At 51.2% G+C, this 23,016-nt stretch carries 22 protein-coding genes and 4 tRNA genes; 12 read left to right on the top strand and 14 right to left on the bottom strand.

Annotation, left to right across the window (positions count from 1 at the left end; translation table 11 throughout):
• Positions 1–20 precede the first annotated feature (20 nt).
• On the bottom strand, positions 21–1,436 hold the full coding sequence (gltX, locus tag OGX94_RS12725) for a glutamate--tRNA ligase (protein ID WP_003834898.1): 1,416 nt from the start codon (positions 1,434–1,436) through the stop codon (positions 21–23).
• A gap of 258 nt (positions 1,437–1,694) precedes the next feature.
• Between gltX and OGX94_RS12720 the strand changes: the two genes are divergently transcribed.
• The 4 genes from OGX94_RS12720 (at position 1,695) to OGX94_RS12705 (ending at position 2,095) form a co-directional block, all read left to right on the top strand.
• A tRNA-Val gene (locus OGX94_RS12720) sits at positions 1,695–1,770 on the top strand.
• 46 nt (positions 1,771–1,816) lie between these two features.
• A tRNA-Val gene (locus OGX94_RS12715) sits at positions 1,817–1,892 on the top strand.
• A 47-nt stretch (positions 1,893–1,939) separates the two neighbouring features.
• Positions 1,940–2,015 (top strand) — tRNA-Val (locus OGX94_RS12710).
• Between the two features lie 4 nt (positions 2,016–2,019).
• Positions 2,020–2,095 (top strand) — tRNA-Lys (locus tag OGX94_RS12705).
• Positions 2,096–2,245: 150 nt separating this feature from the next.
• Here the strand turns inward: OGX94_RS12705 and OGX94_RS12700 are convergent.
• The 7 genes from OGX94_RS12700 to OGX94_RS12670 all read right to left on the bottom strand — a co-directional run bounded on the left by OGX94_RS12700 (position 2,246) and on the right by OGX94_RS12670 (position 9,119).
• Positions 2,246–3,130: a LysR family transcriptional regulator gene (locus tag OGX94_RS12700; protein WP_149335096.1), complete on the bottom strand. Its 885-nt coding sequence runs from the start codon at positions 3,128–3,130 to the stop codon at positions 2,246–2,248.
• A 98-nt stretch (positions 3,131–3,228) separates the two neighbouring features.
• Positions 3,229–4,485: a nucleoside permease gene (locus tag OGX94_RS12695; protein WP_257661777.1), complete on the bottom strand. Its 1,257-nt coding sequence runs from the start codon at positions 4,483–4,485 to the stop codon at positions 3,229–3,231.
• A gap of 56 nt (positions 4,486–4,541) precedes the next feature.
• A complete protein-coding gene (gene xapA / locus OGX94_RS12690) occupies positions 4,542–5,375 on the bottom strand; it encodes a xanthosine phosphorylase (RefSeq protein WP_286569352.1) in 834 nt (277 codons plus the stop codon).
• A gap of 325 nt (positions 5,376–5,700) precedes the next feature.
• Positions 5,701–5,970 (bottom strand): YdgH/BhsA/McbA-like domain containing protein, encoded by a 270-nt coding sequence (locus OGX94_RS12685; protein ID WP_008785396.1) that lies wholly within the window; start codon positions 5,968–5,970, stop codon positions 5,701–5,703.
• 230 nt (positions 5,971–6,200) lie between these two features.
• Positions 6,201–6,596 carry a DUF302 domain-containing protein gene (locus OGX94_RS12680; protein WP_257661776.1) on the bottom strand — a complete coding sequence of 132 codons (396 nt, stop codon included), beginning with the start codon at positions 6,594–6,596 and terminating at the stop codon, positions 6,201–6,203.
• A 77-nt stretch (positions 6,597–6,673) separates the two neighbouring features.
• Entirely contained in the window at positions 6,674–7,765 is a 1,092-nt protein-coding gene (locus tag OGX94_RS12675; protein ID WP_193134276.1) for a YVTN family beta-propeller repeat protein, read from the bottom strand.
• 427 nt (positions 7,766–8,192) lie between these two features.
• Positions 8,193–9,119, bottom strand: a complete 927-nt coding sequence (locus tag OGX94_RS12670; RefSeq protein WP_003834913.1) for a LysR family transcriptional regulator — start codon at positions 9,117–9,119, stop codon at positions 8,193–8,195.
• An 89-nt stretch (positions 9,120–9,208) separates the two neighbouring features.
• Between OGX94_RS12670 and OGX94_RS12665 the strand changes: the two genes are divergently transcribed.
• Positions 9,209–10,207 carry a bile acid:sodium symporter family protein gene (locus OGX94_RS12665; protein ID WP_003834916.1) on the top strand — a complete coding sequence of 333 codons (999 nt, stop codon included), beginning with the start codon at positions 9,209–9,211 and terminating at the stop codon, positions 10,205–10,207.
• Here the strand turns inward: OGX94_RS12665 and OGX94_RS12660 are convergent.
• From OGX94_RS12660 to zipA, 3 genes are all read right to left on the bottom strand, one after another.
• On the bottom strand, positions 10,204–10,422 hold the full coding sequence (locus OGX94_RS12660) for a DUF3820 family protein (protein WP_003038102.1): 219 nt from the start codon (positions 10,420–10,422) through the stop codon (positions 10,204–10,206). The two genes, OGX94_RS12665 and OGX94_RS12660, sit on opposite strands and share 4 nt — an antisense overlap.
• Position 10,423: 1 nt before the next feature.
• Positions 10,424–12,439 carry an NAD-dependent DNA ligase LigA gene (gene ligA, locus OGX94_RS12655; RefSeq protein WP_257661774.1) on the bottom strand — a complete coding sequence of 672 codons (2,016 nt, stop codon included), beginning with the start codon at positions 12,437–12,439 and terminating at the stop codon, positions 10,424–10,426.
• A 71-nt stretch (positions 12,440–12,510) separates the two neighbouring features.
• Positions 12,511–13,524, bottom strand: a complete 1,014-nt coding sequence (gene zipA, locus OGX94_RS12650; RefSeq protein ID WP_003834924.1) for a cell division protein ZipA — start codon at positions 13,522–13,524, stop codon at positions 12,511–12,513.
• Between the two features lie 230 nt (positions 13,525–13,754).
• Between zipA and cysZ the strand changes: the two genes are divergently transcribed.
• From cysZ to crr, 5 genes are all read left to right on the top strand, one after another.
• A complete protein-coding gene (cysZ, locus tag OGX94_RS12645; RefSeq protein ID WP_003834927.1) occupies positions 13,755–14,516 on the top strand; it encodes a sulfate transporter CysZ in 762 nt (253 codons plus the stop codon).
• A gap of 163 nt (positions 14,517–14,679) precedes the next feature.
• Positions 14,680–15,651 carry a cysteine synthase A gene (gene cysK / locus OGX94_RS12640; protein ID WP_003038091.1) on the top strand — a complete coding sequence of 324 codons (972 nt, stop codon included), beginning with the start codon at positions 14,680–14,682 and terminating at the stop codon, positions 15,649–15,651.
• A 383-nt stretch (positions 15,652–16,034) separates the two neighbouring features.
• Positions 16,035–16,292 carry a phosphocarrier protein Hpr gene (ptsH, locus tag OGX94_RS12635; RefSeq protein WP_002913505.1) on the top strand — a complete coding sequence of 86 codons (258 nt, stop codon included), beginning with the start codon at positions 16,035–16,037 and terminating at the stop codon, positions 16,290–16,292.
• Between the two features lie 45 nt (positions 16,293–16,337).
• On the top strand, positions 16,338–18,065 hold the full coding sequence (ptsI, locus tag OGX94_RS12630) for a phosphoenolpyruvate-protein phosphotransferase PtsI (RefSeq protein WP_008785405.1): 1,728 nt from the start codon (positions 16,338–16,340) through the stop codon (positions 18,063–18,065).
• A 40-nt stretch (positions 18,066–18,105) separates the two neighbouring features.
• Positions 18,106–18,615, top strand: coding sequence for a PTS glucose transporter subunit IIA (crr, locus tag OGX94_RS12625; RefSeq protein ID WP_000522253.1), 510 nt, complete (start codon positions 18,106–18,108; stop codon positions 18,613–18,615).
• 148 nt (positions 18,616–18,763) lie between these two features.
• On the opposite strand, the gene OGX94_RS12620 is transcribed toward crr, so the two are convergent.
• Positions 18,764–19,003, bottom strand: a complete 240-nt coding sequence (locus tag OGX94_RS12620; protein ID WP_079939140.1) for a cytoplasmic protein — start codon at positions 19,001–19,003, stop codon at positions 18,764–18,766.
• Entirely contained in the window at positions 19,000–19,866 is an 867-nt protein-coding gene (gene pdxK, locus OGX94_RS12615; RefSeq protein ID WP_206159761.1) for a pyridoxine/pyridoxal/pyridoxamine kinase, read from the bottom strand. The genes OGX94_RS12620 and pdxK overlap by 4 nt, the downstream gene beginning before the upstream one ends.
• Before the next feature lie 82 nt (positions 19,867–19,948).
• Between pdxK and ptsJ the strand changes: the two genes are divergently transcribed.
• Entirely contained in the window at positions 19,949–21,241 is a 1,293-nt protein-coding gene (gene ptsJ, locus OGX94_RS12610) for a MocR-like B6 salvage transcription factor PtsJ (protein ID WP_003835008.1), read from the top strand.
• Positions 21,242–21,254: 13 nt separating this feature from the next.
• Entirely contained in the window at positions 21,255–21,971 is a 717-nt protein-coding gene (locus OGX94_RS12605; protein WP_003835011.1) for a type 1 glutamine amidotransferase, read from the top strand.
• Between the two features lie 91 nt (positions 21,972–22,062).
• Here the strand turns inward: OGX94_RS12605 and cysM are convergent, their stop codons facing one another.
• Positions 22,063–22,974 (bottom strand): cysteine synthase CysM, encoded by a 912-nt coding sequence (gene cysM / locus OGX94_RS12600; protein ID WP_003835014.1) that lies wholly within the window; start codon positions 22,972–22,974, stop codon positions 22,063–22,065.
• Between the last annotated feature and the right edge of the window lie 42 nt (positions 22,975–23,016).

The raw sequence follows: 23,016 nt of genomic DNA, 5'->3' as shown, positions 1-23,016 counted from the left end.
GTTTCATCGCTCAACCGATCTTACTGCTGGCTTTCACGCTCAGCAATAAACGCCAGCGCTTTATTAATACGCTCAATGCTGCGTGATTTACCAATCGCATGCACCGTGACGTCTAACGCCGGAGACTGACCCGCGCCGGTTACGGCTACGCGCAGCGGCATCCCAACTTTACCCATACCCACTTCCAGCTCATCAGCGGTTGCCTGAATCGCGTGGTGCACGTTTTCTGCCGTCCACTCGCTGATAGCAGCCAGCTTATCGCGAACCACTTCCAGCGGCTGACGCGCTACCGGACGCAGGTGTTTCTTAGCTGCATCCGCGTCGAACTCAGCAAAGTCTTCGTAGAAGTAGCGGCAGCTCTGCGCCATCTCTTTCAGCGTTTTGCAGCGCTCACCCAGCAGTTTAACCAGCTCAGACAGCTGCGGACCGACGCGAGTATCGATATTTTCCTGCTCAATGTGCCATTGCAGATGCGTTGCCACATATTCTGGTGCCAGCGAATTAATGTAGTGATGGTTCAGCCACTGCAGTTTTTCGGTGTTGAACGCACTGGCAGACTTGCTCACCGCACTAAGGGAGAACAGTTTGATCATCTCTTCACGGGTGAAGATTTCCTGATCGCCGCTGGACCAGCCCAGACGCACCAGATAGTTCAGCAGCGCTTCCGGCAGGTAACCGTCGTCGCGATACTGCATAACGCTGACCGCACCGTGACGTTTAGAGAGTTTTTTACCGTCGTCGCCGTTGATCATCGACACGTGTGCATAAACCGGCACCGGCGCATTCAGCGCTTTCAGGATGTTGATCTGACGCGGAGTGTTGTTGATATGGTCTTCACCACGAATAACGTGAGTGATTTCCATATCCCAGTCGTCGACAACAACACAGAAGTTGTAGGTCGGGGAACCGTCAGTACGGCGGATGATCAGATCGTCCAGCTCCTGGTTGCTGAATTCGATCGGCCCACGGATCTGGTCGTCAAAAATAACGGATCCATCCTGCGGGTTGGCAAAACGCACCACGCATGGTTCATCAGCAGCATGATGCTCATGGCCGTGGCGGCAGCGACCGTCGTAACGTGGCTTCTCACCGTTTGCCATCTGCTCTTCGCGCAGTGCGTCCAGACGCTCTTTGGAGCAATAGCATTTATACGCGGTACCGGCTTCCAGCATCTCATCAATCACGGCGTTGTAGCGATCAAAACGTTTGGTCTGGAAGTACGGGCCTTCATCCCATTCCAGATTCAGCCAATTCATGCCATCCATAATGGCTTCAATAGCTTCCGGAGTGGAGCGTTCGAGATCGGTGTCTTCAATACGCAGCACAAACTCACCGTCATGGTTACGTGCAAAAAGCCAGGAATATAGAGCAGTACGCGCACCACCGACATGCAGGTAACCTGTCGGGCTTGGCGCGAAGCGAGTTTTGATTTTCATGAAATGGCCTTACGTTTATAAAGATGCCGACAACCGGCAAATCCTGGGAAGATTATCAGGCTCGTATTCTATCACTGTGGTCTGATTCCTCAATGTTGTTCAGGTTGGAACATCACGCTTTGCCATTTTCGTATACAAATCATGCTGCATGGATTGATTTGCGATCGTTTTGTTTAAATTTACGACGAACGAACAAATTCTTTAGAAAATGCGTTGACTCATTTTCAACTCTCCCTATAATGCGACTCCACACAGCGGGGGTGATTAGCTCAGCTGGGAGAGCACCTCCCTTACAAGGAGGGGGTCGGCGGTTCGAACCCGTCATCACCCACCAACTACTTTATGTAGTCTCCGCCGTGTAGAGTAAGAAATTGAGAAGTGGGTGATTAGCTCAGCTGGGAGAGCACCTCCCTTACAAGGAGGGGGTCGGCGGTTCGATCCCGTCATCACCCACCACTTTCTCGCCAGCTGGATTTCTTACAATAAAATTGAAGTACCGAAGTGGGTGATTAGCTCAGCTGGGAGAGCACCTCCCTTACAAGGAGGGGGTCGGCGGTTCGATCCCGTCATCACCCACCACTTCGGGTCGTTAGCTCAGTTGGTAGAGCAGTTGACTTTTAATCAATTGGTCGCAGGTTCGAATCCTGCACGACCCACCAATGTAAAAAGGCGCCCTAAAGGCGCCTTTTTGCTATCTGCGATTTATAAGATCCCAACCTGCTTGCCTGATGCGCTGCGCTTATCAGGCCTACAGACGCCCCTGACACACGCAGGCCGGATAAGACGTTAGTCGCCATCCGGCACAGACATCACATCGTCAATGCCGCTACCAGTTTCTCCAGCGCGGGTGTCGCCTGCTGTTGGTCATACACAATATACAAATCCGCCGGAATACGTTCCTCTAACGGTCGAAATACCACGCCAGGCCAATTCATCTGCGCATAGCTGTCAGCAATTAACGTAATACCAATCCCCATGCTGATCATCGCCAGCACCGTTTGCGGCTCCTTCACCTCACGAATAATCATCGGGGAAAATCCAGCACTCAGGCAAACTCGCTGCAAAAATGCCCAGTCAGTATGAATGGAAGGCATTGTGACAAAATATTCATTTCTCAACGCCTCCAGCGGTATGGACTCACAGGCAGTAAGAGGATGTTCTTCCGGCATGGCAACCAGAAAAGAGGACTCATGCAAACGCAAACTGGTAAAACCGGGAGAAAGCTCCGTAGCCATCCGCCAAATTCCCGCATCCAGTTCACGCCGTTCCAGCATCGTCATCTGCATCGCGGGCATGTTCTCGCGAAACAGCACCTCAACATTGGGATTATCCTTCATAAAACGCCGCATCACCGGACGCATTTTTCCCCACATCGCTGTACCGATAACGCCAAGCTCAATTCGCCCTGCCTCACCACGACCAATTTGCTCCACTCTCGCCAGCGCCTGATTGGCACTGGATAACAGTCGGCGCGACTCTTCCATCAATATCTTTCCCGCGTGAGTTAACGCCACGCTGCGGGAATGACGGATAAATAGCAAAGTGCCGAGCTGTTGCTCCAGCTCTTTAATATGGGTACTGAGCGGCGGTTGCGACATATTCAGGCGAGCAGCAGCACGTCCAAAATGCAGTTCTTCTGCGACAGCAAGAAAATAACGCAGTAACTTCAGATCGATGCGGTGCGTGCGTTCCATGGATAATGCGCTCCTGAAATAAGGATAATGCGCAAAGTTACCACATTGCCTCGCAGAAAATGAAACGGCGGGTATCAGATCCCGCCGCCAATGGAGTGTTAATGTGCCGGTGATTTCTGTGCCAGTCCTTCAGGCTCATGCTTGTACTTGAAGAACAATGCAAAGATAACCGCCAGAGCCAGCGCATACGCGGCAAACACCAGCCAGATAGTTTGCCAATCCTTGACGCCATCGACAGAAAAATAGTCTACCGCCATACCACTCAGGATTGATCCCACCCACGCGCCAACGCCGTTTACCATCGTCATAAACAGCCCTTGCGCGCTGGCGCGAATGTTAGAGCTAACCTCCTGCTCGACAAATACCGATCCCGAGATATTGAAGAAATCAAACGCACAGCCGTAGACGATCATCGACATCAGCAGCAGCACAAAACCAAACGGCGACGGATCGCCAAAGGCAAAGAAGCCAAAGCGCAGCGTCCATGCCAGCATGCTCATCAGCATCACCGTTTTTATGCCAAAGCGTTTAAGGAAGTACGGAATAGTGAGAATAAAGCCCACCTCCGCCATCTGTGAAACGGAAAGCAATATGGAGGGATACTTCACCACAAAGCTGTCGGCAAATTCCGGGTTACGGGCAAAATCATGCAGGAACGGATTGCCAAAGACGTTGGTGATTTGCAACACCGCCCCCAGCATCATCGCAAACAAAAAGAAGATTGCCATCTGCGGTTTTTTAAATAGGACAAAGGCGTCCAGACCGAGCTTGCTAGCAAGCGTGGTGTTTGCTTTCTTCTCAGCAACCGGGATTTTCGGCAACGTAAGCGCATAGAGAGCCAGCAGCAACGATGCCCCTGAAGCGATATACAACTGCGCGCTGCTCAGTTCCAGTCCCATCAAACTGACTGTCCACATCGCCACAATAAACCCTATGGTGCCAAACACACGAATTGGCGGGAACGCGGTGACCGGATCCTGACCCGATTGTGCCAGACACGAGTATGAGACGCTATTCGATAACGCAATCGTCGGCATATACGCCATTGCGTTAACCAGCATCACCCAAAACATGGTCTGCGGATCGGTAACGGTTGTGGCATATAGCAACACGCCCGCACATACAAGATGACAAAGCATATAGGCGCGCTCGGCGCGTAGCCATTTATCGGCAATGATGCCCATAATGCCCGGCATGATAATCGCCGCCAGCCCTTTCGAACTGTAAATCATACCGACGTTCGCACCGGTAAAATCCAGGGTATTAATCATGTAGGAACCCAGGGTTACCAACCAGCTTCCCCAGATGAAATATTGCAAAAACGACATGAGCTTTAAGCGAGATGCGATACCCATTTTTCCGTTCCTTGCCATAAAGTAAGACCCCGCAAGCGGGGTCATTTTTTAGTTATTCAGGCCAGTTTGCGCAAGAATCCGCAGATCAAATTGATGAAATTCTGCCGGGAGAGTTCCGCCGCAGCCAGCGTCTGCGCGTGAGATAATTTAACATCACCCAGACCTTCCGCCAGGTTGGTGATGGCCGCCACCGCAACCACTTTCAAACCGCAGTGGCGCGCAGAGATAACTTCAGGCACCACCGACATCCCCACCACGTCGCCACCGATAATTTGCATCATGCGGATTTCTGCTGCGGTTTCAAAGTTCGGCCCCGGATAAGAGACAAAAACCCCTTCACTCAGCGAGAATCCTTCCTCAGCGGCAACAGTTTGCAGGACCGCACGGTAGTCAGCATCATAGGCATTCGCCAATGAAAAGAATCGCTCACCAAAACGCTCATCGTTTGGCCCTACCATCGGCGTACCCGGCATCGTATTGATGTGATCGCTAAGCGCCACGAGGCTACCCGGTCCGACTTCGGGACGCAAAGAGCCTGCGGCACTGGTGCAAAACAGCAGCTCACATCCCAGCAGCTTCAGCGTACGAATGGCATCCGTCATCACCGTCATACCGCGACCTTCATAGAAATGTCCACGTCCTTTCATACAGGCCACCGGAATTCCCGCCAGATTTCCCAATACCAGTTCACCAGCATGACCGTGTACGGTACTCACCGGGAACCCTGGTAGTTTCTCGTAAGAGATGGCAACCGCATCCTCAATTTGATCCGCCAGCGCCCCCAGGCCGGAGCCGAGGATAAAGGCTACGCGCGGCGTAAAATCCGGTTTGTAACCACGAATGATATCAGCGCTATACCAGGGATTTTGCGAGAAAAGAGAGTGGCTCATGAGATGTCCTTAATACTGAGTAATCGAAATAACGTAGCGTACCGCATTGTTATAGCGAGACTACGCAATCGATTACCAATACCGTTTATCCCGATTACCGATAGTAAATCGGTATAGATGGTATGTGCTAAATCAGCCTGAACTCACATTTTTTTTCTGCCAGAAATGGCAAGGAGTACCAACATATCTGGAATTCGTCAGACGAGTGGGCTGACAAAGCCCGCCCTGAGAATGACTGACAAACATTTGTTGATTATTAATAAGCGAAAGCAGGTATAACAACGCACTTTCGCTAATCAATAATCAAAACGGGGGAAACTGCTGTTTACTTTTTATAGAGTTCGCTGGTCACTACAGCCTGAGAACCATTGCCTATAGAAGAGAAGTTCTTAATGACAAAGAAATCAGCACCTTCTTTATCTGCCATTTTCGAAATTTTGTGCATACATTGATTCACCGTATTTTCCGTTACGGTGATTGACTTGACATGCTTTAAACTATTGGCTTCTTGTTGCGAGATTTCTGTAGCAGCAAAGGCAGACAGACTGAGAAAACACAAAGAAGCGGCCAATGATGTGACTAATGTCTTTTTCATAACTATCCTCATAACTTACATATTAATATTTGAGCGTCAAGATATACTTTTCACATAATATTGCAAACAAAAACCCTTCAATTTATAAAATAGACGAATCGACAAACATTGAAGAGTAATGAACATCATATGTATTGTTCAATAGGTTTATTATAGCGGGTTAAATACTTTCATAATAAACGCAGAAAAATAACACTAAATATCCGCGAGGAATTTAGTGCTATTTGCAATTAATTACCGGACACTTCGTTAAGAAGAGTTGCCAGAATGCTAACTGGAGCAACAATTTTATGTGCAACACCATAATCAAACTCCAGAACAGTACTTGCATCCTGATAATCTATATGGGTATCACCATTGTCATCCTGCCAAATAACCACCCGTAGGGGTAACTCTATTGCCGCATGAGGATTTGCTTGCATGGCAGGAGTACCACCCTTTGGGTTACCAAACAGAAATAACATCGTCGGTCGCAGAGCAAGACCTACATCCGTTGCCGCTTGCTGTTGATCAACCTGCACAAAAATACGAATATTTTTAGCATTCAATACGCTGACGAGTCTGTTTACAGTATCATCAAAATTGAACTTACTAGGCAGCGTTTTTGTCCGCTCCGGCTTTCTCATCTGTTGTTCCTTTATTTATAGAATATTCATGAAAATACCCGCCAGCGAATGACGGGTATTGATAAATGCTAGCACAGTTATTTAGGCGTCACTTCGACAGAGCCCCAGCTGATACCATTTGGGTTGTTGTCTACCGGAAGCGTGTTCACTACCTTACGCTCATTAATGTCAATCATCGAGACAGAGTTTGCAAATGAGTTAGTTACGTAAGCATATTTGCCATTTTTATCGACAACCACGCCATGGGCCCCATCGCCAGTGGTGATGGTTTTCGCTACCGTAAGGCTTGCGATATCAATCATGTTTATTGTGTTACCCGGCTTGCTCTTCGAGCCCTGATTGGTTACCAGCATGCTTTTACCATCCGGAGTGCCAAACAGCTGGATTGGTACGGTACCGACATTAATTTTCTTCACAACTTTACGCGTTGCTGTATCAATCACCGCTACAGCATCTTCACCAGACAGGGAAACAAACACCAGTTTTCCGTCCGGTGAGAAACCTACCTGGGCTGGCATTTTACCTAATGGGATCTGCGCGACTTCTTTATTACTGGCTGTATCAACAACGGATACCGAGCCCCCTTTCATATTCGCGATATAAACTTCTTTACCGTCAGGACTCACTCTGAGGCCATGAGGGAATTTACCTACATTAATTGTCGTTAAATTTTTCAAATGTTCTGCATCAATCACGCTGATGGTGTTATCTGCACTATTTGAAATATACGCCATTTTCCCATCAGGGGTGACAACAACATGCGCAGGGTGTGCGCCAACCGGAAGTTTTGCAATAACCGTATCATTTTCGGCATTAATAACCCAAACTTCGCCATGTCCCTTTTTGCCAGCATGAGAATCTTTGCCCATGTCCATTTTCTCAGAATGAGCATCTTTACTCATATCCATATGTTCAGAGCCTGATGAATGTGTTCCGTTAGCACCAAGGTTGGTTACCCAAACTGTTTTATTGTCTGGTGACACCTGAACGTTATGCGGCATTTTACCAACATGTACTTTATCTACAGTCTTTAAAGATGCAGCATCAAGCACATTAACTGAATCTGCACCTTCATTTGCTACATACACTCTGTCTGCTGCAAGCGTATAACCAGACCATGCCAGCATACTAATTTGCATTGCAATTAAAATTTTATTTTTGCTTATCATCGCCGCCAATACCCCATTAGTTAAATATATTTACCGGATTAGTTTCAGTAACCAGCTATTGTAGGATTATTTAACATATCACTAATATTACTCCATCGGGATCGTGTTAATTCTACCTATAACGAGTTACTGTATGAATTGTTTAGTCATTTCATTAATCAATCGCTATACATCATTGTATTAGATACTGCTATCCGTACTTGCGTATAAAGAGTATCAACCTTCCAGCAAGTGGAAGGTCAAGAAAAAAAGTAATAATTTAAAATAGCCTTAAAAATCCGCAAACTGAGCAATTGTCTAAGAATATCGCAGGAGAATTTATAAATATAAAGAGGTAGTCCGGTGCCGGGTAAAATATCAAAGTTAACGATCAGTTCATCGATACTGAAAGCCAAACCTAACGACATGACAAACACCAGTCATATCGTTAAAGCTGGTACAAAGGATCCCGTGCCCGACCGGCGGTTAATTCACTGGCCTGCATCCGCACCACGTCCCACAGCGCCTGGGCCGCAGTCGATAAAGAACGATTTTTACGTCGTGCCAGCATCAATTGTCGTTCCACAACCGGCGTCAGGCGTTTAACCTGCAAATGGCTGCCTTGTGGCAGAGGAAGCGCCAGCGCAGGCAGCACGCTGATACCAATCCCCGCCTCAACCATCGGGAACAGTGTGGCCGGGTGACCTATCTCCTGAACGATATTCGCCTCAATGGAAAAGTGGGCCAGTGCCGCATCGATCAACGGTCGACTGCCGGAAGCGTAATCCTGTAATACCAAGCGCTCATGATATAAATCCTGCCAATTTACCCATTCGCGTTGGGCTAGCGGATGATCCTCTCGACACAACAGCAGGAACGGTTCGGATAACACCGCTTCACACTGTAGATCGGTCACAGCACCTGGATCTATCACAATGCCAAAATCCACCTCGCCCTGACGAATACTCTCCAGCACCCACTGTTGCGGACGATCGTGCAGCACAAAATCGATTGCTGGATAAAGCTGATTACTCTGGGCAATACACTGTGGAATAAGGTGAGCTGATATTGTCTGGCTGGCGGCAACGCGCACCGTTCCGGTTAACTGCGTTCCCACCTGGCCTGCTTCACGCAGCGTGCTGTGCAGTTCATCCAGAATACGTTCCAGCCGAGCCGCCAACTGGTGCCCTGCTTCCGTCAGCACCACTTCCCGCGTTGTTCTATCTAACAACCGCACACCCGTCTGCCCTTCCAGCTCTTTAACGCTGTGGCTGACCGCAGACTGGCTTAAGCCAATGATATCCCCCGCCCGGCTAAAGCTTTTGGCCTGAGCGACGGTAACAAAGATACGGAGCTGACGCAGAGAGTAATTCATTTATTCGATTCATATATGGATGCAATAAATCAATTTTATTTCTCAAACAGAAAAACGCAAAATGTTCCTACCGAATTTCAGGAGCTTTTATGAAACTTTTTCGTATCCTTGATCCGTTCACGATAACGTTGATTACGGTCGTATTACTGGCGTCCTTTTTCCCGGCCAAGGGTGGCTTTGTGCCTTTCTTTGAAGGCTTAACCACCGCTGCCATTGCCCTGTTGTTTTTTATGCACGGGGCGAAGCTTTCGCGTGAAGCCATTATTGCTGGCGGTAGTCACTGGCGTTTGCATCTATGGGTGATGTGCAGCACGTTTGTTGTTTTCCCGGTACTGGGTGTTCTGTTCGCCTGGTGGGCGCCGGTTAATGTTGACCCGATGCTGTACACCGGTTTCCTGTACCTGTGTATTTTGCCGGCCACGGTGCAGTCGGCAATCGCTTTTACGTCGCTGGCAGGGGGTAACGTTGCCGCTGCCGTGTGTTCCGCTTCGGCCTCCAGCCTGCTGGGTATTTTTCTCTCGCCGTTGCTGGTTGGCCTGGTAATGAATATGCACGGCGCAGAAGGCAGTCTGGAGCAGGTGGGGAAAATCATGCTGCAACTGCTGCTGCCGTTCGTACTGGGACATCTTTCACGTCCGTGGATTGGTAATTGGGTGTCCCGACATAAAAAATGGATCGCCAAAACGGACCAATCCTCCATCTTGCTGGTGGTGTACTCCGCCTTCAGTGAAGCCGTGGTTAACGGGATCTGGCACAAAGTGGGGATTGGCTCGCTGCTGTTTATCGTGGTGGTCAGCATCGTATTGCTGGCAATCGTGATTGGCATCAACGTCTTTGTTGCGCGTAAATGCGGCTTCAACAAAGCCGATGAGATCACCATTGTCTTTTGCGGATCGAAAAAGAGCCTGGCAAATGGGATCCCAATGGCAAATATTCTGTTCCCGACGTCAGTGATAGGAATGATGGTGCTGCCGTTGATGATCTTCCATCAAATTCAGCTGATGGTGTGTGCCGTGCTGGCACGTCGCTACAAGCAACAAACGGACGCATTGCAGGCGCAGCAGAAAAGCCGCGCCGCAAAGGCTTAGAGCGGGCGTTTCAGGGGCTGCACCAGTTGCGTCAGCCCTTCAGTTTTAATCAGCAGCGTGATTTGCATCAGCTCGCCGAGCTTGCCCGGCGGGAATTCATCCTTACGGGCAAACCACAGCAGATACTCTTCCGGTACATCAATCAGCCGACGCCCTTTATATTTGCCAAAGGGCATCACGGTATTGGCGATTTCAACCAGCTGCTCTTTTTCCATCTCAGGCACCCAGTAAGCGGATCATTTCAGCTTCATCGATCACGGCAATACCCAGTTCCTGCGCTTTTGCCAGTTTCGACCCCGCCGCTTCACCGGCAATCACCAGGTCGGTTTTCTTCGATACGCTACCGGCCACTTTTGCACCCAACTCAGTCAGTCGCGCTTTGGCGTCATCGCGTGACATCAGGCTCAGACTCCCGGTCAGCACCACCGTTTTACCCGCGAAGGGGCTGTCGATTTCTTCAGCGTTGATGACCACCGGCGCTGGCCAATGGATACCCTGCGCCAGCAGTTGGACGATCACCTCGCGGTTACTCTCTTCGGCAAAGAAATTAAACACGTGGGTCGCTACCACAATGCCGACATCCGGCACTTTTTGTAGCTCTTCAATAGAGGCCGCTTCCAGCGCCTCAAGGGTGCCAAAATGTGCCGCCAGACCAGCCGCCGTAGCTTCGCCGACTTCGCGAATACCCAGCGCGTAGAGGAAACGGGCAAACGTTGTTTCTTTCGCTTTTTCCAGCGCATTCACCACGTTTTGTGCCGATTTCGGCCCCATACGATCAAGACCGGTCAGCTTGCCTGCGGTCAGTGTGAAGAGATCCGCTGGCGTGTGGACATACTCTTTCTCGACCAGTTGATCGATAATTTTGTCGCCCATGCCGTCAACGTCCAGCGCGCGGCGGGAAACGAAGTGTTTCAGCGATTCCTTACGCTGCGCTCCGCAGATTAAACCACCGGTACAGCGTGTGACCGCTTCGCCTTCCACACGCTCAACGTCAGAGTTGCATACCGGACAGTGGGTGGGAAACTCAATTTCACGCGTATCGTCCGGGCGTTCGGAAAGCACGACGTTCACTACCTGCGGGATGACATCGCCCGCACGGCGAATGACGACTTTATCGCCAATACGCAAACCAAGACGCTCAATTTCATCCGCATTGTGCAAGGTGGCGTTACTGACCAACACCCCGGCAACCTGAACTGGCTCAAGGCGAGCGACAGGCGTAATCGCCCCGGTGCGTCCAACCTGAAACTCAACATCACGTACGAAGGTCATCTGCTCTTGCGCCGGGAACTTAAAGGCCACCGCCCAGCGCGGCGCGCGGGCAACAAAACCCAGTTGCTCTTGCAATACCATGGAGTTGACTTTGATCACCACACCGTCGATATCGAATCCCAGCGTCGGTCGGTCTTCTTCAACCTTGTGATAGTAAGCAAGTACTTCCTCCGGAGAGTCGCAAAGCGTAACTCTGTCGCTCACCGGCAATCCCCACTCTTTAAATTGCAGCAGACGGCCCAAGTGGGTATCAGGCAGCACACCACCTTCCAGCACACCGACGCCATAGCAGAAGAAAGTAAGCGGTCGCTTCGCTGTGATACGCGGATCGAGCTGGCGCAATGACCCGGCCGCCGCGTTACGCGGGTTAGCAAACACTTTGTTGCCAGTACGGCGGGCCTCTTCGTTAATTTTTTCAAACCCGGCCTGCGGCAGGAACACTTCACCGCGCACTTCCAGACGCGTCGGAATGTTATCGCCACGCAGTTTTAACGGGATCGCACGAATGGTGCGCACGTTCGAGGTAATATCCTCACCCGTAGTACCATCACCACGCGTTGCGGCACTGACCAGCACACCGTTTTCATACAGGATACTGACCGCCAGCCCGTCCAGCTTCAGTTCGCAGCACCAGGTTAGTTTGTCCGTACTCTTCAGTCTGTCCTTCACGCGCTTGTTGAAGGCGAGAAAACTCTCTTCATCAAACACGTTATCCAGCGACAGCATTGGCACTTCATGGCGAATCTGGCTGAACGCTGCTAACGGAGCGGCGCCTACGCGCTGGGTTGGCGAGTCGGGGGTGATAAGTTCCGGATGCTGCGCTTCCAGCTCGCGCAGTTCACGCATCAGGCGATCGTATTCCGCATCGGGAATTTCCGGCGCATCCATCACATGGTAGAGATACTCATGATGGCGAAGCGTGGTTCGCAGTTCTGTCAGTTGTTGTTCGATTGATTCCATATCGCACCATCAATGATAAAAAACCCCCGACAGGCGGGGGTTTAGCAAGGATATGTCACGCCAGAGGAGAATCAGGCGTGAGATTCTTTAACTTCGCGGATGCGGTCCTGATACTCGCGCAGTTTCTGCGGCGTCATCATACGACGTTGATCGTCGAGCACCACACCACCCACTTCATCGGCAATGTGCTGTGCGGACTGCAGCATCAGCTTAAAGTTTTGCAGCTCGTCACCGTAGGACGGAACCTGCATAAAAATAGTCACGCCAGGGGTGCTGAAATCACCCGTCATTTCGGGGTCAAACGTTCCTGGGTTAACCATATTGGCAAGGCTGAACAGCGAAGGACCGCTGCCATCCGGACTCAAATGACGATGGAAAATATTCATGTCGCCAAATTTAAAACCGGCTTGCTGAATGCTGTTGAGCAGCACTTCACCGTTGAGCTCACTACCGTGATGCGCCGCAACGTTCATAATAATGACCGCTTCTTTACGCTGCGGTTTTTCAGCAACAGGCGCTTCTTCAACTACCGGCTCAGGCTGAGGTTGATGTTCAACGGCAGGCTCTGCGGGCTGGAAAGCCTGCGGCGCAGGTTGCGGTGCTTGCTGCACGGGCTGCTGAACCTGCGGAGCAACGGGCTGATGCTGCATCGGCTGCTGCGCAGGTTGTTGCTGAACAGGCTGATGCTGCACCGGCTGCTGCGGTTGTACAGGCTGCGGCTGCTGCTGAGCATGCGGCGGCGGTACCGGCGCTTGTGCAGGCTGCGGCGCGGGTTGACGCGGCTGAGCAGACGCATAAGGCGGCTGGTACTGGTGTTGCGGCGACTGAGGAGGAACACCATGTTCCTGCGCGTTACCGGGAGCATGATTCACACGATGAACGCGAACTTCGCCCACGCCTTCGTCTTCCTCGACGTTGTCGTCGAACGAATCCTCGTCTTCACGTTTAGACTTCATGCGTTTCAGTGGGCGATCGCGGAATATAGAAGACCGCTCTTTACGGCTAGTCCAAAAACCATGTACCAGTAAAGCGATTATGGCGATCGCGCCAACAATGATTAATATCAGACGCAAATCCTGCATCATTATATTCTCTGTTGTTCTAACACCTTGCCACCACGGCAAACATTTACTCACTAAGAGTATTTGTCGATTACGCCAAGTGCAAGTGCACTCTTGGCTTTCACGGCATAAAGATGAACAAAATTGTGCTTTTTGCTGTTTTTTCGAACATTTCTGAACAGCTTAACGCTCAACAACCCGGTAAGATACGCAAAGTTTACCAGAGCTTATATAACAAGGAGTATGTCCTGACCATGGTTTCATCATCTGCAGTCGTACCTCGCAGCGGCCTTTATTACTTTTCACAGGGATGGAAGCTCATCACCCTACCGGGCATTCGTCGCTTTGTCATCCTGCCTTTGCTGGTGAATATCCTGCTGATGGGCGGCGCATTCTGGTGGCTATTCACACAACTCGATAGCTGGATCCCCGCCCTGATGAGTCACGTCCCTGACTGGCTTCAGTGGCTCAGCTACTTGCTGTGGCCGATTGTCACTATCTCCGTACTACTGGTGTTCGGCTACCTGTTTTCCACCATAGCCAACTGGATTGCAGCGCCGTTTAACGGTCTGCTGGCTGAACAACTGGAAGCGCGCTTAACGGGCGCAACACCGCCTGACACCGGCGTTCTCGGCATCATGAAAGATGTTCCCCGTATTATGAAACGTGAATGGCAAAAGCTGGCGTGGTATCTCCCGCGCGCCGTCGTGTTGCTGATCCTCTATTTCATTCCGGGTATTGGTCAGACCGTAGCCCCGGTGCTGTGGTTCCTGTTCAGCGCGTGGATGCTGGCCATTCAGTACTGCGATTATCCGTTTGATAACCATAAGGTGCCTTTTAAGGAGATGCGCGTCGCGCTGCGCACACGCAAGGTCACCAATATGCAATTTGGCGCATTGACCAGCCTGTTCACCATGATTCCGGTGCTCAATCTGTTCATCATGCCAGTTGCGGTTTGTGGTGCCACGGCGATGTGGGTAGACTGCTATCGTGCTAAGCACGCGTTATGGAAGTAATGCAAAAATGTGTAAAAGCGGGCTGGCTTATGCCCGCTCTTATTCCATACTGCAACGCATTATTTCCTGGTGGCATATAGATATACGAATTCCTTACTTCCCCATACTTTCTCAACAGGTATGCTGAAGCGGTATCCCAATTTCATACAGTTAAGGACAGGCCATGAGTAAGATTTTTGAAGACAACTCGCTGACTATCGGTCATACGCCGCTGGTTCGACTGAACCGTATCGGTAACGGACGCATTCTGGCGAAGGTGGAATCACGCAACCCAAGCTTTAGCGTCAAATGCCGTATCGGTGCCAACATGATTTGGGATGCCGAAAAACGAGGTGTACTTAAACCGGGTGTAGAGCTGGTCGAACCAACCAGCGGCAACACAGGGATTGCGCTGGCCTACGTTGCCGCAGCTCGCGGTTACAAACTGACTCTGACCATGCCTGAAACCATGAGCATTGAGCGCCGCAAGCTCTTAAAAGCGCTGGGCGCGAACCTGGTGCTGACCGAAGGCGCAAAAGGTATGAAGGGCGCGATTCAGAAAGCGGAAGAAATTGTGGCCAGCGATCCGGAAAAATTCCTGCTGCTGCAGCAGTTCAGCAACCCGGCAAACCCGGAAATCCACGAAAAAACTACCGGCCCGGAAATCTGGGAAGATACCGATGGCCAGGTTGATGTCTTTATTTCTGGCGTTGGTACCGGCGGTACGTTGACTGGTGTGACCCGTTACATTAAAGGCACTAAAGGCAAAACCGATCTGATCACCGTCGCGGTTGAACCTACCGACTCCCCTGTTATCGCCCAGGCGCTGGCAGGTGAAGAACTCAAACCAGGCCCGCATAAAATTCAGGGCATCGGCGCTGGCTTCATTCCGGGTAACCTTGATCTGAAGCTTATCGATAAAGTCGTTGCCATCACTAATGATGAAGCTATTTCTACTGCGCGTCGTCTGATGGAAGAAGAAGGTATTCTGGCTGGGATCTCTTCCGGTGCTGCGGTTGCTGCCGCGCTTAAGCTCCAGGAAGATGAAACCTTTACCAATAAGAATATAGTGGTTATTCTACCGTCATCGGGTGAGCGTTATCTGAGCACAGCACTGTTTGCCGATCTCTTTACAGAGAAAGAACTGCAACAGTAGTGCCAGCATGTTAAAAACGCGTAAAAAAGCACCCTTTTGGGTGCTTTTTTGTGGCCTGCTTCAAAGTTTCAACTCGCCTGGCATTGATTCAACCCGCCGGAACTGGTATTTAACCAAACTAATTATTTTGATGCGCGAAATTAATCGTTACAGGAAAAGCGCTAGCTGAATCGATTTTATGATTTGGTTCAACTCTTCCTTTCGCGGCATAATGTTTAATGACGAACGAAACGTCAGCGGCAATAAGTTGCCAGCAACGGATTGCACCGAACTCCTTTTGTGTCGCGTCCAGTTTACGCCGATGCTAACAATACAGGCTAAAGTTGAGCCGCCAGGCTAGACTTTAGTTCCACAACACTAAACCTATAAGTTGGGGAAATATAATGTTCCAGCAAGAAGTTACCATTACCGCTCCGAACGGTCTGCATACTCGCCCTGCTGCTCAGTTTGTTAAAGAAGCAAAAGGCTTTACTTCTGAAATTACTGTGACTTCCAACGGCAAAAGCGCTAGCGCCAAAAGCCTGTTTAAACTGCAGACTCTGGGCCTGACTCAGGGTACCGTTGTCACCCTGTCCGCAGAAGGTGAAGACGAGCAGAAAGCAGTTGAGCATCTGGTTAAACTGATGGCTGAACTCGAGTAAGTTCAACGAGTTCTTTTAAATATCAGTCACAAGTAAGGTAGGGTTATGATTTCAGGCATTTTAGCATCCCCGGGTATCGCTTTCGGTAAAGCATTGCTGCTGAAAGAAGACGAGATCGTCATTGACCGGAAAAAAATTTCTGCCGACAAGGTTGATCAGGAAGTTGAACGTTTTCTGAGCGGTCGTGCCAAGGCATCTGCGCAACTGGAAGCGATCAAAACCAAAGCTGGTGAAACGTTCGGTGAAGAAAAAGAAGCCATCTTTGAAGGGCATATCATGCTGCTCGAAGATGAGGAGCTGGAGCAGGAAATCATAGCCCTGATTAAAGATAAGCACATGACGGCTGATGCAGCTGCGCATGAAGTTATCGAAGGTCAGGCCACAGCCCTGGAAGAGCTGGATGATGAATACCTGAAAGAACGTGCGGCTGACGTACGCGACATCGGTAAACGCCTGCTGCGTAACATTCTGGGTCTGGCAATTATTGACCTAAGCGCTATCCAGGACGAAGTTATCCTGGTTGCCGCAGACCTGACCCCGTCAGAAACCGCACAGCTGAACCTGAACAAGGTGCTGGGTTTCATCACTGACGCGGGCGGACGTACTTCCCATACCTCTATCATGGCGCGTTCTCTGGAACTGCCTGCCATCGTAGGTACGGGTAGCGTCACCTCTCAGGTGAAAAACGACGACTATCTGATTCTGGATGCCGTAAACAACCAGGTTTACGTCAATCCGACCAACGACGTTATTGAGCAACTGCGTGCCGTTCAGGAGCAGGTTGCTACCGAGAAAGCGGAACTCGCTAAGCTGAAAGATCTGCCGGCTATCACGCTGGACGGACATCAGGTTGAAGTTTGCGCCAACATCGGTACCGTTCGTGACGTTGAAGGCGCTGAGCGTAACGGCGCTGAAGGTGTGGGTCTGTACCGCACCGAATTCCTGTTCATGGACCGTGAATCGCTGCCAACTGAAGAAGAACAGTTTGCTGCGTATAAAGCCGTTGCTGAAGCCTGTGGCTCTCAGGCGGTCATCGTCCGTACCATGGACATCGGCGGCGATAAAGAACTGCCGTACATGAACTTCCCGAAAGAAGAGAACCCGTTCCTGGGCTGGCGTGCCGTGCGTATCGCCATGGATCGTAAAGAGATCCTGCGTGACCAGGTTCGCGCTATCCTGCGCGCCTCTGCTTTCGGCAAACTGCGCATCATGTTCCCAATGATCATCTCTGTTGAAGAAGTGCGTGCACTGCGCAAAGAGATCGAAATCTACAAACAGGAACTGCGCGACGAAGGTAAAGCATTTGACGAAAGCATTGAGATTGGCGTGATGGTGGAAACACCGGCTGCGGCAACAATTGCGCGTCATTTAGCCAAAGAAGTTGATTTCTTTAGTATCGGCACCAATGATTTAACGCAGTACACCCTGGCAGTTGACCGTGGTAATGATATGATTTCACACCTTTACCAACCGATGTCGCCATCTGTGCTGACGCTGATCAAGCAAGTTATTGATGCTTCTCATGCTGAAGGCAAATGGACTGGCATGTGTGGTGAGCTTGCAGGCGACGAACGTGCTACACTTCTGTTGCTGGGGATGGGTCTGGACGAATTCTCTATGAGCGCCATTTCTATCCCGCGCATTAAGAAGATTATCCGTAACACGAACTTCGAAGATGCGAAGGTGTTAGCAGAGCAGGCTCTTGCTCAACCGACAACGGACGAGTTAATGACGCTGGTTAACAAGTTCATTGAAGAAAAAACAATCTGCTAATCCACGAGATGCGGCCCAATTTACTGCTTAGGAGAAGATCATGGGTTTGTTCGATAAACTGAAATCTCTGGTTTCTGATGATAAGAAAGACACCGGAACTATTGAGATCGTTGCTCCGCTCTCTGGCGAGATCGTCAACATCGAAGACGTGCCGGATGTAGTTTTTGCTGAAAAAATCGTTGGTGATGGCATTGCTATCAAACCAACCGGTAACAAAATGGTTGCTCCTGTTGATGGCACCATCGGCAAAATCTTTGAAACCAACCACGCTTTCTCTATCGAATCCGACAGCGGCATTGAGCTGTTTGTTCACTTCGGTATTGATACCGTTGAACTGAAAGGCGAAGGCTTCAAACGCATCGCTGAAGAAGGTCAGCGCGTGAAAGTGGGCGACCCGGTTATTGAATTCGATCTGCCGCTGCTGGAAGAAAAAGCCAAGTCTACCCTGACTCCGGTTGTTATCTCCAACATGGACGAAATCAAAGAGCTGATCAAACTGTCCGGTAGCGTGACAGTGGGTGAGACTCCGGTTATCCGCATCAAGAAGTAATTCTTTTTGCAGAGAAAAATGGCGCCAGCAGGCGCCATTTTTTTTATCTGATGGATATCAAAACCCTGCCGGATGGCGCTACGCTTATCCGGCCTACAACAAACTCCGTAACGTAGGCCGGATAAGGCATATGCGCCGCCATCCGGCGTTAAATTTGTGAGGTGACTGGTCGGTAACACGCCTCGCGCATCAGGATTTTCATCCCTTCCGGCCCGCTTTCCAGCATCCGTCGCTCCGAGTCTGCCACTAACAATTCACAGTCGTAGCCACCCGCAATACCAAACATGGCCCGCGCTACACAGATATCTTCCAGCGCTGCTGCCCCGTTGGTGTCAAAATGTCCAACCATACGCCCATTCTGGCGAATCACCAGCCGGTAACTCTTCATCGCGCCTCCCCTGCCGGTGGCAGAATTAATTCATCACAACCGCACAGGTGCGTCCACGTCATCACGTCCAGTACACGCTGCGCGGCGTCGTGCGTCGCAGTCGTCAGCGCTTTCCCCAGCACAAGGCCGCTCACCAGCTCTGCACAAAACAGATCGCCAGTCCCCTTCAGATCCGTTTTCACTCGCGGATGGACTAACACCTCAACCGTTTCAGCCGTCACCACCGCAACGTTAATAATCTCTTCGCTATCCCCCGGCGCGCTGGTAATCACCACCCATTTCAGCGTGTCAGTGAGCAGTGATTGTGCCGCCGTAATGGCTTCATCAAGCGTACGACACGGCTTTCCGCTCAGCATTTGCAGCTCGAACACGTTCGGCGTCAGCCCCTGCGCCAGCGGCAGCAGGTGCTGACGATAAGCTTCCGGGATTTCGGCTTTCACATACATGCCGCTATCCGTATCGCCAATCACAGGGTCGACCAAAATGCACAGGTCCGGATGCGTGGCCCGAACGGTTTCCAGCCACTGTGCCAGCAAGGCGATTTGCTCCGCGCTGCCCATGTATCCAGTAGTCACCGCCTTTAGCTCGCGCAAGGCATCACGCTCGCTTAAGGCGCGGAGATAGCCGCTAAACCAGTCGGACGGAATAACGCCGCCGTAAAAGGTTTCATAATGCGGGGTATTACTGAACAGCACCGTGGGTACTGCCGTCACGCGTAACCCCTGCGCTTTAATGGCCGGGACGGCGATGCTGTTGCCTACGCTGCCATACACCACCTGTGACTGGACGGCGACGATATCGGTCTGTAACGCCCGATTCGTGTCGTCAAAGAGCACTGACTGGATATCACTCTCCTGCTCCATAAATTTCTCCTCTCTCTGGACAGCGGGCCTACGCCTCACTATTATCGTCATATGCTAAAATTCATTTTGTCATAGGTCAATAATGATCGACGGAAAAACCGCTAACGAAATTTTTGACAGTATCCGTCAACATGTCACTACAGGCACGCTGGCAGCAGGCGAAACGTTGCCGCCAGTGCGGGAACTGGCAACGGAATTAAACGTGAACCGCAATACTGTCGCGGCGGCTTACAAACGCCTGGTCACCTCCGGGTTGGCGCAGAGCCTGGGACGCAACGGCACGGTGATTAAGGGGATTACTGCCCCCGTTGCGTTGGAAGGTGGTAATCCGAATACCCCGCTTATCGATCTTTCCGGCGGTAACCCAGCGCCCTCGCGTCTTCCTGACCTGAGTAGTTATTTCGCAAAGATAAATAAGAGTCCGCGGTTGTATGGCGATGCCGCTGTATCACCTGGACTTAAGGCGTGGGCATCACAATGGATGCAAAATGCAATGCCCGGCAAAGGGGAAATTGATATCACCAGCGGCGCCATTGATGCTATCGAACGGCTACTGTGCGCCCATTTACTGCCTGGTGATAGCGTTGTCGTAGAAGATCCGTGCTTTTTGAGCAGCATCAACATGCTGCGTTATGCTGGTTTCTCCGCCAGTCCGGCCAATGTTGACCACGAAGGTATGCTGCCGGACCAACTGGAACTCGCGCTACAGAAAGGTGCGCGGGCGGTGATTCTGACACCGCGCGCGCATAACCCCACAGGATGCAGCCTGAACGCATCCCGCGCGGCGCAATTGCAGGAAATCCTGGCCCGCTATCCGCAGACGCTGGTGATCGTCGACGACCACTTTGCGCTGCTATCTGCTTGCCACTGGTATCCGGTGATTGCGAAGGAAACCACGCACTGGGCGATTGTCCGTTCGATGTCCAAAACGTTAGGTCCGGATTTACGCCTGGCCATTGTGGCCAGCGATCCGCTCACTTCAGGGAAGCTACGTTTACGGCTCAACTCCGGCAGTCAGTGGGTCAGCCATCTGCTGCAGGATTTGGCCTGCGCCTGCCTGAGTGACGAGACTTATCAACACACGCTGGCGCAAACTCAGCAGTTTTACGCCGCCCAGCAGCAAACGTTGGCGGTAGCACTGCGGCGACATGGCATTGAGTTACCCGTTGGTGACGGTCTGAATATGTGGCTACCGCTGGAAAATAACAGCCAGGCAATCGCTTTTGCGCTGGCGAAGTCCGGCTGGCTGGTGCGGGAAGGCGAAGTGTTTGGCGTCAATACGCCTGCCCACGGCCTGCGTATTACGCTGTCAACCTTAACTGACAGCGACATTGATAAGCTGGCGGCTGATATTCATCAGGCGCTAAAACGCTAACAGGAGAGAAAAAGTGCGAGTTCATTTTGTTATTCATGAGTCTTTCGAATCTGCTGGCGCGTATCTGCCGTGGGCCGAATCACGCGGTTATAGCGTCACCTGGTCGCGCGTTTATGCCGGAGAAGCGGTCCCTGCGAACGCCGATGATTTTGATATGTTGGTGGTGTTTGGCGGTCCGCAGTCACCACGAACCACGCTGGCAGAGTGCCCGTACTTTGATTCTCAGGCCGAGCAGCATCTGATCAACCAGGCGATTGCAGCACGTAAAATTGTGGTGGGGATCTGCCTGGGTTCACAGTTAATCGGCGAAGCGCTGGGTGCGAAGGTGTGCCAGAGTCCGGAAAAAGAGATTGGTCACTACCCTATCGTTCTGACCGAAGCCGGTCAACAGCACCCGCTGTTCAGCCATTTCGGCTCACCGCTTACCGTCGGTCACTGGCACAACGACATGCCAGGATTAACCGACCAGGCGACCATTCTTGCTGCCAGCGAGGGCTGCCCACGACAAATCGTGCAATACGGTAATTTTGTTTATGGTTTTCAGTGCCATATGGAGTTTACGGCTGATGCTATAGAAGGGCTTATTCAACACTCCGAACAAGAACTGGCGGAAGCTAAAGGCAAGCGCTTCATCCGTTCCGTTGAAGAGATGCGAGCATGGGATTATCAGCAGATGAATGAGAAGCTGTGGCAATTCCTAGATAAGCTTGTGGAAAAACGTAACGATTGATTATGGCAGGCCGGATAAGACGCTTTACGTCGTCATCCGGCGCTCGTGCCGTACGTTTGCCTGATAGCGCTATGGTTATCAGGCCTGAAAACTAAATCCCTAATCCCTGGTTAAAGTGCTCTTCGCCAAACACGCCGGTTGAAAGGTAGCGATCGCCGCGATCGCAGATGATCGCCACCACCACCGCTCCCGGTGTCGCGCGCGCCACACGTAACGCCCCCGCTACCGCGCCACCAGAACTGACACCACAGAAAATCCCTTCGCGCACGGCCAGTTCACGCATGGTGTTTTCCGCATCGTTCTGGTGAATATCCAGCACCTCATCCACCAGCGAGGCGTTAAAAATGCCCGGCATATATTCCGCAGGCCAGCGGCGAATTCCCGGAATACTACTGCCCTCTTCCGGCTGCAGGCCAACGATAGTGACCGCTTTTTCTTGCTCACGCAGAAAACGCGACACACCGGTAATGGTGCCTGTCGTTCCCATACTGGAGACAAAGTGGGTAATACGACCTGACGTCTGCTGCCAGATTTCCGGTCCGGTGGTGGTGTAATGCGCGTACGGGTTATCCGGATTATTAAACTGATCCAGCAGCTTGCCTTCTCCACGCTGCGCCATTTCAAGGGCTAAATCGCGCGCGCCTTCCATCCCCTGCTCTTTGGTGACCAGAATCAGCTCGGCACCATAGGCGCGCATCGCCGCACGGCGCTCCTGACTCATGTTGTCTGGCATCAGCAGCTTCATACGGTAGCCCTTCAGCGCGGCGATCATTGCCAGCGCGATTCCGGTATTACCGCTGGTAGCCTCAATCAGCACGTCGCCTGGCTTAATTTCTCCGCGCTTTTCCGCTTCGACGATCATCGACAACGCGGCGCGGTCTTTCACCGAACCTGCGGGATTATTGCCTTCCAGCTTGACCCAAATTTCACTGCCGTTATCCGGCGCCAGACGTTGTAATTTCACCAGAGGCGTATTGCCAATTGTTTGTTCTAATGTGTTCACGTTTTCAGCTCAATAAAAATGCCGGGTGGCGCTGTGCTTACC

Origin of the sequence: Citrobacter sp. Cpo037 (genome assembly GCF_030332945.1) — a bacterium.
GTDB classification, from domain to species: domain Bacteria; phylum Pseudomonadota; class Gammaproteobacteria; order Enterobacterales; family Enterobacteriaceae; genus Citrobacter; species Citrobacter portucalensis.
This window is presented reverse-complemented; position numbering and strand designations above follow the sequence as displayed.